The sequence below is a fragment of the Mesomycoplasma dispar genome (genome assembly GCF_000941075.1).
Taxonomy (GTDB): domain Bacteria; phylum Bacillota_I; class Bacilli_A; order Mycoplasmatales; family Metamycoplasmataceae; genus Mesomycoplasma; species Mesomycoplasma dispar.
This window is the reverse complement of sequence record NZ_CP007229.1, coordinates 322,035-334,828: the sequence shown is the minus strand read 5'-3', so window position 1 is coordinate 334,828 and position 12,794 is coordinate 322,035. Positions and strand designations below refer to the sequence as shown.

8 protein-coding genes are annotated in these 12,794 nt (G+C 28.0%); 2 read left to right on the top strand and 6 right to left on the bottom strand.

All coding sequences use genetic code 4. The annotated features are described in order from the left end of the window. Nucleotides 1-8 precede the first annotated feature (8 nt). Nucleotides 9-3,416 carry a P97 family adhesin gene (locus MDIS_RS01250; protein WP_044635295.1) on the bottom strand — a complete coding sequence of 1,136 codons (3,408 nt, stop codon included), beginning with the start codon at nt 3,414-3,416 and terminating at the stop codon, nt 9-11. A gap of 314 nt (nt 3,417-3,730) precedes the next feature. On the opposite strand from MDIS_RS01250, the gene MDIS_RS01245 reads away from it, so the two are divergent. Together MDIS_RS01245 and MDIS_RS01240 are read left to right on the top strand one after the other, a co-directional pair. Then, nucleotides 3,731-4,822, top strand: coding sequence for a hypothetical protein (locus tag MDIS_RS01245; protein ID WP_240532174.1), 1,092 nt, complete (start codon nt 3,731-3,733; stop codon nt 4,820-4,822). 32 nt (nt 4,823-4,854) lie between these two features. Further along, nucleotides 4,855-6,732 carry a DUF2779 domain-containing protein gene (locus MDIS_RS01240; protein WP_044635293.1) on the top strand — a complete coding sequence of 626 codons (1,878 nt, stop codon included), beginning with the start codon at nt 4,855-4,857 and terminating at the stop codon, nt 6,730-6,732. On the opposite strand, the gene ruvB is transcribed toward MDIS_RS01240, so the two are convergent. From ruvB to MDIS_RS01215, 5 genes are all read right to left on the bottom strand, one after another. Further along, nucleotides 6,729-7,700, bottom strand: a complete 972-nt coding sequence (gene ruvB / locus MDIS_RS01235; RefSeq protein ID WP_044635292.1) for a Holliday junction branch migration DNA helicase RuvB — start codon at nt 7,698-7,700, stop codon at nt 6,729-6,731. The two genes, MDIS_RS01240 and ruvB, sit on opposite strands and share 4 nt — an antisense overlap. After that, on the bottom strand, nt 7,678-8,343 hold the full coding sequence (ruvA, locus tag MDIS_RS01230) for a Holliday junction branch migration protein RuvA (protein WP_044635291.1): 666 nt from the start codon (nt 8,341-8,343) through the stop codon (nt 7,678-7,680). Before ruvA ends, ruvB begins: the two co-directional genes overlap by 23 nt. A gap of 102 nt (nt 8,344-8,445) precedes the next feature. Further along, the gene (locus MDIS_RS01225; RefSeq protein WP_044635290.1) at nt 8,446-9,873 is read right to left on the bottom strand and encodes a hypothetical protein; all 1,428 of its coding nucleotides are present in this window, start codon (nt 9,871-9,873) and stop codon (nt 8,446-8,448) included. A gap of 2 nt (nt 9,874-9,875) precedes the next feature. After that, entirely contained in the window at nt 9,876-12,134 is a 2,259-nt protein-coding gene (locus MDIS_RS01220) for an ATP-dependent helicase (protein ID WP_044635289.1), read from the bottom strand. A 2-nt stretch (nt 12,135-12,136) separates the two neighbouring features. Beyond that, a complete protein-coding gene (locus tag MDIS_RS01215) occupies nt 12,137-12,778 on the bottom strand; it encodes an RDD family protein (protein WP_044635288.1) in 642 nt (213 codons plus the stop codon). Between the last annotated feature and the right edge of the window lie 16 nt (nt 12,779-12,794).

Genomic DNA, 12,794 nt, shown 5'->3' with positions numbered 1-12,794 from the left:
AATCTTTATTATGATATTTTTTCACCCTTTTCAGATTTAATGATTAAAATTGTCAAAAATATCGTTGATCTTGGTGGTTGATCAATTGCGAGTCCTGTGCCAGGGGCTGTTATTTCACCATCAGTGGCTCTTCCTGAAAGTGAATCAACAGGATCTTCTTCAGTAGAATCAAAAAGCGACACATTTTTTGATTTAATTTCTCAACTATTTTGAGAAACAGGAGATTCAGAACTTGATTCAGTAGGTTCACTTTGAATTGTTAAAACTTGATTTTCTGGTTTTTTAACTTCACTTACTGCGATAGTTAAAATTTTATTTTCCTTGTTGAAAGGATCGTTTTCTAAATTAACCACAGTTGGCTCATATTCATAACCGTTTTTATTGTATTTTTTCACAAAATCTTCAAGTTTAGTTCACAATGATACAGTTTTTAATTTTTCTTTTGCATTTTCTTTTGTGAGACCGCTAGTTTCAGAAACTTCAAAATTTCGAAATCCAAGCGGAATTTCGCTAACAATTGAGTTTAATTTTTTCGTGGTAACTGGATCTTGTTTTAATTTTTTAAATTCCGGGGATTTTGAATTTAAAACTTTTAAGGTTAGTTCAACTTTTGGCGTTGTAAATAAAACATCACCGTTTCTGTCTAAAATTTCATAGAAAAGATTGATTTTTTTATCAATTTCTTTATTATTTTGTCCCGATCCACTAGACGGCATACTTGAATCTTCTTTTGAGTCAAATTTTACTCTTCAAGTTAAATTATCATTGATAAAATCAAAACCGTTTAAATTAAATTGGTAAACTTTTGTATAAAAAGCTAGCAACAAATCTTTAAAAGTGCTTAATTTTACAGTGTTTTTTGCTAAATATTCAGAAATGAATTCTCTAGTAACTTTATTTTTATCGTTTTTTGCTAATTCGCTAAGAGTTGAACTAGTTGAAGCGGAATCTCCATAAAAAGACTTTGTTTTTTTAAGTTTTTCTGAAAATTCACTGTCAGCAAAAGAAGAATTAAAATGTTTAGCGGTTTCATTATCTAGATAAAGTGCTGAATGTAAATCGTTACCACTCAAGTTAAAATAATTATTAAATGTAATTAAATGTTGGTCTAAATTTGTTAATTTAATTGATTGAGCTAGGCGGAAAACACCGTTTGATTTAAGAATTTGCTCATATTCAAACACTTCTTTTTGGTCAATTACTCCTAAATTTTGGAAAAATTTAAAGAGAAATTGTGCAGCAGTTGCAATATCTTTTCGTGCAAGTCAACTATAAAAAGCGGCAGTTTCAAAAGTAGATTTGAAATAATCAAAACTGTTAAAATTCATAATTTTATGTTTTAATAAATCTGAATCTAATTCAAATCCACGATAATTTTCCGCTGGAACCGCAACCTTTCCGATTCAACTATTTAAAATTGTTTCGTACTTTTGAAAATCTAACCCATAAAATGCTGGGTCTTGAAGAATTTTATAGAGTTTTTCAGTATTTGTTTCACCAGTTTGTTCAGAATTTTTATCACTTTTTATATATGAATCTAACTCTGTATCCCAAATTGAACCAATGTTTTTATTTTGCGTTCCAGTTTGACTGCTTTGAGTTCCCCCAGAAGTTGTTGAACTATCTTTTACACTAAAATCAGTATTTAAAAAAGAAAAGAGTCTATTTTTGCTTGGTAGCACAAGAGAGTCTCCGTTATTTTGCAATGATTCTAGTTTCCCTGGAAAATTAAAAATTTTCGAATCAGAATTAGGCAATTTTAGTTCCTTCTGTTTTTCTAACAATGATTCTTTTGGTTGGAAACCTTTTAACTTGAAATTTATAGTCTTTTTTGTTAAAACTTCTTTAGAATTGCCGTTAAAAAATGAATCATATAAGGAAATTGTTGCTGGTATTTCAATCTCAAAAAGATCTGAATTTTTATCTTTTGAAATTTTAATTTCTGAAGGGTCAAATTCGAAATCTATTCCATCGAATTTAAAATTTTTCCCTAAATCAAGACTGCTAAAATCGAGTTTTAACTCACGAGATAGCAATTTATTGATTTTTTCTTTTATAAAATCTGATCTTGCTTTGTTCGATGAATGAAATGTTGAATTGATTTCGTTAACGAAATCAAATACATTAGTTTTTATAATTTCTGTTGATTTTAAAGAATTTTTGAAAGCAACAGCCACTTTTTTTTCATATTCTTCTTGTGCTTTTTTGACTTTTTCAGCACTTTCTGGTACTTTTTTTGGATTAGAATCTGCTTCTGTTCCGGGCAAAGAAGGTTGTTCTTCATCTTGAAATTGTTGTGATTTTATTGAATTAGTAACGGAAACAGGTGGTTCTACAATTTCAAAATCTTCCCGTTTTGCACCTTTATAATCATCAAATTCAACTTCTTTTAGGTTAATTTTTGATAAAATTTCTTTTTCATCGGCAAAAAAACTTGTTTTATCAGTTTTCTGAAGTAAAACTGGATGAATATTTGGGGCTTGTGAAAAATTGATTTTACCTAAATTAACTTTTGCAGCAGATGTTAATTCTGCCTTAACAAAAAAACTTGCTAATTTTGCTGCCCCATCGCTTGTGATAAATTTTTTTGAAATTGTATCGCGAGCTAAAGTGAAATTATAAACTCTGTTATTAGGGTTGCCGAAAAGAAAATTTGACCTATTTTCGTTTAAATCATTCAAAATTTTGCTAAAATCAGGAAAAAACTCAGTTATTCGATTTTTAGCTTCTTCTGAATCAAGCGCTTGATTGACATAATCGGCAAAATCGACTGACCGAATTAATGAAGGTGTTTTAAAATCGATTGCTTTTAAAGTATTTTTTTCAGAGTTATGCGAAAATTTATCAATATTTATTCTTTCAATTTTCGGTTGCATTGATTTTAATTCTTGATTTAGTTTATTTTCTAAAACATCAAATTTTCCGTTAAAATCAGCAAGTAAATATTGACCAACTTGTGAATGCGCGATTGATTGCTCATATATAGGCGAAGTTGCTGTGAAATTGTTATCAATTTGATGAAATCCTTGGAATTTTACAATAAAACGTTGGTTTTCATCGTCAAAACTTAAAGAGAGAATTTTAAAATAAGGTTTGTTTATGCTAAAATTGTTGTTAATTAAAGAGATTCGACTATTTATTCTTTGATAAAAAGAAATGTATTTATGCAAATCAATATTTTTTTTAACACTGTCATTCTCAAATAATTCTGATTTTATTTGCTCGTAAGTTGCATTTGGTGAAAAAACATCGGATTTAAAGGCTAAATTAGATACTTTTGCAACATATTCTTCTAATTCCTGTCTCGGATTTGTACCTTTATAGTGAGCGTTGGCTGCAAAACCAACTGCCGTTGCAAAAACTGCAACGCTGAATATTGCTGTTCCAACCACGGTTATTAAGTTTTTTTTCTTCATAATTACCTTAATTTTCTTCTTTTAGCGTAAATTATACTATATTTTTGGAAAAAACACTACTAAAATTAACGCAAAACTGGTATAAACACCTTTTGTTTTCGATATTTTTTCAAAAATTGCTTAAAAATTTTTGAATTAAAAGTTATAACAAAAATATTGGTAAAAACTAGATTTTAAAAAGAAAAAAACCATATTTTTTACTATTTTATGGTATAATTTTTCTAGAATTATACAAAAATGGAAAATAGGGGAAAGCAATGAAAAGGCGAATGGTAAAATTAAGTTATTTAACTGTTCAGACCAGTTTTTTGGTTATGTTTCCTAGTATAATAATTTCTTGCGGTGATTATAAAATTCCTGAAATTTTGTTGCAAAATTTGCAGTCAAAATCAGTTGAACTTGTTCTAAATAATGTGGAATTGTCACCACAGGAAAATGTTGCTAAATTATTTAAAGTCGAACTAAAAAAAGAAAATACTGACAATTATCAGCAAAGTCAATTTTCAGCACGTCGCACTTTACACGATAATAAGCCAAAAATTTTGCTAAAAATCTCAAATTTAGAAGCAAATACCAAATATGTTGTTAAAATTAGTCGTCTTAAGGGGCAAGCAGAAGAACAACTATTTGTTAGAGGAAACGTTTTTAAAACAAATCCAAATCCTACAATTATCACAGATTCATATAAAAAACTAAATTCAACAGATCCTTCAAGTCAATTCGATTTTAGAGTTGCACTTTCAGATCAAAGTTTATCCTCACAACATATCAATGTTCATTATCGCAAAGCCAATATGGTTCGTGCAAATCACGAAATTCAATCATTTGTGCATAATGTTCGATCAGATCAATTTCTTTATGTTAGTTTAAAAAATTTAGAGCGAAATACAAGTTATGTAATTTCAGGACTTTATGACCAAAAAGGAAATTTATTAAGTTATGATAATAATTTATTTCCTTTAACATTTAGAACTGATGCCGATGTCGTAGATATTCAAGTTTCTAATAATAAATATGCGGGTCAAATTGATCAAAATCTTGAGAATATTGACGTTGATTTTATAGTTAAATTTAGTCCTGGTGTTGTAAAAATTAACACCGTTAATAATTACAGTCTCGTCTTTAAACGTGAAAACACTGGTGTTTCAACAGGTTTTGACCAAATTGATAATAAAGATATTGAATATTTTGGAAATTATGTAAAACCGGTTGACAATCAAGAAAATACTTTTATTTTTAGAGCAAAATTGCCCTGAAAAAGGCAGCATAACACTTATAAACTTGTCGGTGGTTTTAACAAATTAGCGCGTGATAGCCGTTTATTTGACCAAAATGTTGTTGATTCACCTAATATTTTAAAAATCAATCCTTCTGTTTTAGAACAAGTTTTACAAATAGATACTTAATTTATCAGATAGAAAAATTGGTTAAATTTTAAATGGAAAAAATTAATTTTTCACATTATTTCCGCTTGCACACACGGCAAAAATATTTTATTTGAAACAATTTGGACCCAATTTATTTGGAAAACATTGATTTAGAAGAAGAAAATTTGGGTGATATCGTTTGGGATTTCGACTCACTTGCCGATGAAGTTACTAATTTTTCCGAATTACATATTAATATTTTTAAGGATTTTAGTGCGAAATTTCACTCTTTTATAAAAGACAAATTTTCAGATAAAAAAATTTGTCTTGTTTATAAAGTAAAAATCAATGAAAAAATTAGCCAAACTTTGAATTTTTACAAAAGTGGACAATGTGATATAATTTTTAACCCCGCTTTTGGATATGAACAGGCTAGCGCTAATCCATCAGTGTTTTTTGTCTTTGATAAAAAAATTAGTATTTTAAAACTTTCAACCTCAACAAAAGTTAAAGATTATTTAAGAGCAAATTGAGATTTTTGGATTACCACTTACGCACTTCGAGAAATTTCGGGTGATTTTAATCCAGTTGAGAAATTTTCATATTTTTTACTTGACACAGTTGAGTCGCCTATAAAAAATAAGACTGAATTTTGCGAGACTTTTTGGCTTTCGATGAACAAAGGGGTAAAAACACCTTCGAAAGCAGATCGTGAAGGGGTAAATGCCTTTTTGGCAAAAAAAATCGCTAAACAATACGGTTTTACACTTGCAGAATATAGTGATTCTAATTTTTTAGAACAAAACAAGATAATTAAAAATCTTTTTGGTAATAAAATTGAAAAAATTTCAAATACAAAAACCAAAAAAATTACCAAAATGGTACCAATAAAAACTGCTATAAAAGAAATTATTGAAGCTAAAAAAATCAAAGAATTTAGCCCACCGATAGATATTGACAACGGTGATTTTGAAAAAAACCCTGATTTTAACAGTCTAATTTCTATTTTTTACCCAAAATTAGCAGGGATTAGCGGAATACTTTTAAAAGCAAAAAACGCATTGTCACTAATTAAAAATGAAGAAGAACTTTTCGTTTTAGAAAAAAATTCCTATTGGTTTAATTTTTTTCAGAAAAACAATTTCATTCTTATTAATGAAATTGAGAAATTAAACGAATTTTTAAACAATTTTAAAAATAATAAAATTGTTTGGTATGATTTTGAAGCTTTTTCCTTGCCTTTTCCGCCAATTGACTATGTCCAACCTTTTCAGCAAATTGTTTCACAAGTTTCAATAATCGTCACTGAAAATGGCAAGATTTTGCCACAAGATTTTTCTGAAACTAATCTTATTTTTGATCCAAAAAACTATACCTGAAAAAATTTTTGTGAAATAATTGATAAGATTTATCTTGAAAATGCTGATTTTTACGTTGTTTTTAATAAATCATATGAACTTACAAGACTTAAAGAAATGGTTGAAATAATTTTTAAAAATTATTTAAAGGAAATGCCACATCATTTAGCTGTTGAAAAAATTCAGAAATATCAACTGAAAATTGATAAGATAATTGAAAAAACACTTGATTTGAAAGACCCTTTTGCTAAATATTGGATCGTCGTTTCCGACCTTAAAGGCTTTTATTCCATCAAAAAAATTGAAAATTTTATTAACAAATACGAATATAAATTAGAGCATCTAATTGTACCATACAAACAATTGGCTGTAAAAAACGGTTTAGAAGCAATGGTTCATTCAATTGATCGCTATTTTGATTTTATTGGTGATAATGAATGAGAAAAAACAAAAAAAAATTTACAACTTTATTGTCAAAATGATGTAATTGCAATGATTATGGTCTACGATTTTCTCAACTTTGTTCGTGAAAACTTAAATAAAAAGGAGAATATTTCATTGATTGAAACCCAAAAAGTCACACTTTTTTAAGTTTGATTTTTTGTATTATTATTTAATTCAACTAAATAATCTCTTCCTTTTTTTGTTATCCGACGTCCACGGGATGTTTTTTCGATTAATTCTCTTTCAATTAAAGGTGGTTCAATTAAATTAACAATTGTTTGCCGGTGTTCTTTTAGCACGCTGGCAATCACATCAAGCGCGACTGATTTTCCCTTGAAAATTTTTACAAGAACATTTAAATATTCAATATTTATTTGCGAAAGCCCTTGGTTATAAATTCCGATGCTATCAAAGGTTTTATCTACAATTTCACGGTCAATTTTCTTAACATTTAAAACTAATGCAAAATCACGGATTCTTTTTAACAAATTGTTCGCAATTCGCGGAGTGTTATTTGAAAAACTTGCAATGTATTTAATGATTTCTGTGGTTAATTTAAGTTTTAGAATTGAAGCTGAATTGCGAATAATTTGAATCATTTCATCCACTGTGTAATCAACAATTTTAGCAACATAACCAAAACGATTTTGTAATGGTGTTGAAATTTGAGCTAATTTTGTTGAAGCGCCAATTAGTGTAAAATGCGGTAGTTTCATTCGCATAATTTTTCTTTCCCCATCAACGCCAATTTGCAAATCGATCACAAATTCCTCCATTGCCGAATATAAAAGTTCTTCAATATTCTTATTAATTCCGTGAATTTCGTCGATAAAAATAATTGTATCTTGCGAAATATTCGCTAAAACCGCAAGAACATCAGACTTTTTTTCTAGTAAAGGTCCTTGAACATACTTTATTTTTGATTCAAGGACATTTGCCACAATATTCGCCAAGGTGGTTTTTCCAGTTCCAGGTGGTCCGTAAAATAAAATGTGATCAAGTGCTTGTTTACGTTTTTGCGATGAACTAATTAAAATTTGTAAAGTTTCAACTAATTTTTTTTGACCGATAAAGTTTTCGAAACTTGTTGGTCTAATTTCTAAGTTCTCTGGCATTGGAAATAATTTTAATTGCTTCTTCAATTAGGTTTTCAAAATTTTCACTAGGTTCAACTTTTGTAAGTGCATAGTCAATTTGGCGAGATTTGAAGCCGAGCATTTTTAGAGTGTCTTCAAGATCAGAAGCTGTTTTGTCTTCAAGGGAAGTTTTCTGAATTGTAATGTCAGATAAATCATCTTTGTTTTCAGACATCTTTTCTTCTGTTTCGACTGCATTCTCATCTTGTTGGTTTTTTTCGTTTTCAACGAATTTTTTATATTTCCGTTGAAATTCAAAGACAATTTGTTTAGCATTTTTTTCGGAAAGGTAATGAATTTTTGCAAGTGATTTTCAGTCATTATTAGCAATTAGATTGATGACGTTCTGCATTCCGTAATTAAGGGCGGAAATTGCAGTTTTAGGTCCTATTCCTTGAATTGAAATTAAATCTTCAAACAAAATTCGTTCACGGAAACTAGCAAATCCGTAAGTGATTTTTGTATAGTCGTTTTCATATTCATAGATATAAATTTTGCGATTTTCATCACGATTAAAACGGTCAATTCGCGGAACATAAATTAAATATCCGCTTCCATAGTTTTCAAGAATTAAGTAATTTTTATTTTTTGAGACGATTTTTCCATACTGATAAATTTGCATCGTTGCTCCCTTTGGTAATTTTGTTTCAACCAAATTTAAAATTTTTGAGCAAAAAATTTTAAAAAAAGAAAAAATAATGAAAAAGCAACGAGTTTTCCGTTTTTATCAATAATATAACGGAAAATTTTTGTTTAAAAAGTTAAATTTTTCAATCATATCCTTCTTCATTACCAACTTAACTTTTTCTTTACGAGCATATTCGCCTAAAGAAGAAAAAATAATGTCGTTACTTTCGTTTACATCAGAAAAATTTATGCGATCCTCGATGAACAAAATCGGCGGCTTTTCAATATCAAGATAGTAAAAAAGTTTAGAATCAACGGTTTTTTGAAAGCAAACATTATTGATATAACTGATATCTGCATCAGGTGAATTAATCTCTGATTCGATTAAAAAAATAAATTTTTGAAAATCAATCGGTAAATTGCGCATTTTCTGTGCAATTATATAATTTATTTTATAAATTTTTTTAGAATGGTCAAAATTTGAATTTGCAGCAAAAAACCTTATCAGTTGCTCAATTTTTTGACTATGGTAAAAGTCAAAATTATAAATTTCATAGGCAAGTTGATTAGTCGAAAATTGGTAAATTTCTGCATATTTATAGTCGTTAACATTGAATATAAACGGTTTTAGGTTATTATTTTCGATAATTTGTTTAAAATTTTTATCATCAGATTTTATTTCTAGGAAATTAGTTTTTCTGTTAACGATAAAATCAAAAAATTTATGAATTTCAATTTTTCAATCATAATTTACTTTGCGATCAAGATTTATAATTGTTCAGAATAAAAAATTCCCTAAATTATGGTTTTTTGCATAGTATTTGTAGTAATTTTTAATTTTTTCAAGCAATTTTGCTGATTTTGCACAAATCTGCATAACTAAAATGTTATCAAAATGTAAAATTGAAAAATTAGAAATTTTTTTAAAAAATAAAATTTTTTTATTGTAAAAAATAAAAAAATTTTTAACAAAATCAGTACTAATTTGAAACGGAAAACTGAAGGCAACGAGAAAACTCGGGTGTTCAAAGTTTAAAATTAATTTATCAACCACACGATCTTTGAAAATTTTTTTGTTTCTTTTGGTATCAAGAATTGTTTTTTGAACTTCTTGAATTACAAAACCATTTTTTGGTTTTGCTTGAAAAAAAACCTGAAAATGGTTGTTAAATAGGAATCTCTTATGAAATTTTATTCAAATAGTTTTTTTCTTTCAGTTTTTTAAACTTGAAAGAAAAATTTGCTGATATGGTTTCTCGAGTAAGGCAACAAAATCATCTTGTGTAATTCAAAGTCCTGATAATAAATTTTTATTTTTTATTATGTATTTTAGCGATGGGAGTGAAAAAACATCGCTAACTCTGATTCTTTTTAGTTCAGGATCATAAGTTAAAGGGATTACAGTAGTAGTTTTTGTTTTTTTATTAAAGGCAAAAACTAAAGCTGCAATTAGAAAAATAAGAAAAAAAATGCTAATTAAAATAATTAGAAAAATTATTAAATAAGTTTCTGTTGATATAATCATTTTTATGAGATTTTTTCAATTGACTTATGTGTTTTTACGAGAGTTTTGATCCCTTTGTCACTCGGGATATCAAAAAATTTAACTAAAATTGAATCATCTCTAACTTCTAAAACAATTCCACGACCAAATTTTAAGTGGTTTATTAGATTTCCCGGAGAAAATTCAATATTTTCTGATTCATTTTTATGATAATTTAATTTTCCTGATTCATCAAGTTTGCGAAATTGATAAAATTGTTCAGCCTTAATTTTCATCTCTTTAATAAATGGAGAAATATTATTCTGATTATTTTTTCATTTGCGACTGATATCACGACTAAAAGGAGTACGATATCCGTTTGTAATGTACAAAACTCGTTTTGCTCGCGTTACAGCCACAAAAGCAAGTCTTCGCTCCTCTTCATATTCATCTTGTGAATTTAAATCAAGCACTTTTTGCGCAGGAAAAATTCCTTGATTCATTCCAACGAGAAAAACATACTCAAATTCGAGCCCTTTTGAAGAATGGACAGTTAATAAATTGATTCGGTTTTGTGATTCGGTTTGTTCAAAATGAGAAATTGCCGCATAATCAAGATAATCCGCTAATTTTTTATTAGGATTTTCTTTTTGTCAATTGTCAAGAGCCTGATAATATTTATTCAAAAGATCTTTTGTATCTGATTCTTGTTTTGGATCCTTAATTGAACTAAAGTAGTCAATTTTTTTCAAAAAAGAATCTAATACTTGGGAAAAAAGTTTGAAAACAGAAGGTTTTTTCTCTTCAATTTCAATTTTAAACCGTCTTGCAGCCGTAATTCGCTCTAAAAGATTTTTAATTTTTACTTGATTTTCGATGTTAAGTGGAATTTTCCCCTGATTTTCTTTTAAATTTATTTTTCCCGAATAGTAATTAAAAAGAAAATCGTATAAATTAAGATTAAATTGTGATGCTAATTCGTTTAATTTGCTGATAGTAACAGATCCAATTTTTTTTGCTGGGACGTTGATTATTTGTTCAAAAGCATATGCGTCAGAATTTTCGATTACTTTTAAAAAATAAACAGCTTCACGGACTTCTTTTTTTGAAGCAAGTGGTGAATTTCCATGTTTAAAGAAAGGGATGTTATGAGCTTCAAGTTTTTCAATTATTTGCCGAAAATAAAAATTAGAACGAGCAAGAATGGCAATATCACGGTAATTTACTTTAGTTTTTGTAATTAAATCAAGAATTGTGTTATAAATTCATTCAACTTCAGCACCGCGTTCATTCCCTAAATCTTCAAAATGGATGTCAATTTTTTCTTGTGAATTAGCAACTAAATTTTTTTTTATTCGGTTTTCGTTGTTCGAAATTAAATGATTAGCGGCATCGAGAATATTCTGTGTTGATCGGTAATTTTTATCAAGAATTACTGTTTGTAAATCAGGATAGTCTTTTTCTAGATTCAAAATTAGCGAAGGATCAGCGCCTCGTCATGAGTAAATTGTTTGATCAGGATCGCCAACAACAACTAGACGGGTGTTATTTTTGATGAAAAATTTTAAAATTGAGTACTGAATTAACGAAGTATCTTGAAATTCATCGACTAAAACATAGTCAAATTTCTTTTGCCAGCGCTCAGAAATTTGCGGATTTTTTTCAAAAGTAATTTTGGTATAAAGCAAAAGATCATCAAAGTCAATTATGTTATTATCCTTTGTTTTTGCGACATATTGTTGATAAACTTGAGCCTTTATTCCTTCAATTTCATTATTTGCACTTGAAAGCATTTCTTCAGGAGTTTTTTCTAAATTTTTTGCTTTTGAAATAAATTCAACTGCTTGATAAGCGGTTATTTTTTTTTCATCACGGTCTTCGGCAGTTTTTAAATGATTGCCTAAAAGTTTTTCAACTATTTTTTTTTGATCCTGTTCATCGATTATGTTAAATCTGTAATCGGTGATTGGAATCTCTTCAATTTCAACGATTTTTTTTGCCTCAATTCGTAAAATTAAATTACAAAGTGAGTGAAATGTAAGAATTTGAATGTCCTTTGATTTCTCGCCAATTAACTTTTCAACACGAGTGCGCATCTCTTCAGCCGCTTTATTTGTAAAAGTAAGTGCTAAAATTCGGTTTGGATAGGTGAGTGATTCATTAATAATGTAGGCGATTTTTTTTGTCAATACACTAGTTTTTCCAGTACCAGCTCCGGCAACAATTCTTAAATGAGAACTGTTGCTAATAACGGCAATTTTCTGTTTATCATTAAGTTGAGATAGAATATTTTGTGATGACATATTTAATTACCTTCCCAATGAACTGGAATAAAATTAGCCTGAATTGAGCTTGGATAATCATTTTTTAAGGTTACTTTTTTCAAATAAACAGTTGTTTTTGAATAACGATCAATAATTGTTAATTTTTTAGAACCAAAAATTGAAAGATTATTAATAATTAAGAAAAAAAAGTTAACTTTTGCAAATAACGCTGGAAAACTAAGACTAATTTGTTGAAAAAGGCTAAAATTTTGATTCTGAATATTAAAGTTTTGGAAAAAATTAAAAGTAATCCCAAAACTTAAATCTAAAAGAATAGATGCGAATAATAATGATGTAATTCAATTAAGAGTTAAAAATATTTCTCTTTTGAATAAAATTAAAATTTTATGTCTAAAATTTAAATTTTCCTGGAAAAAATGAATTTTAGTAGCTGTTAAATATTGGCCTAAAGTTTGTTTTGTGAATGAAACAAATAAAATTCGATAACTGAATGTCAGAAAAAAAACACTTAAAATTCAAATGTAAAACTTTCACTTTGCTCAACTTGTCAAAATTAAGAATAAGTAGAAAAATAGTAAAAATAACAAAAAAAGCAAAACAAAATCAAACAATCCTGCGATAAAACGACGTAAAAACCGAGCTTTTTCGAAAATGTTTTTCAATTTACCACCTATTTTA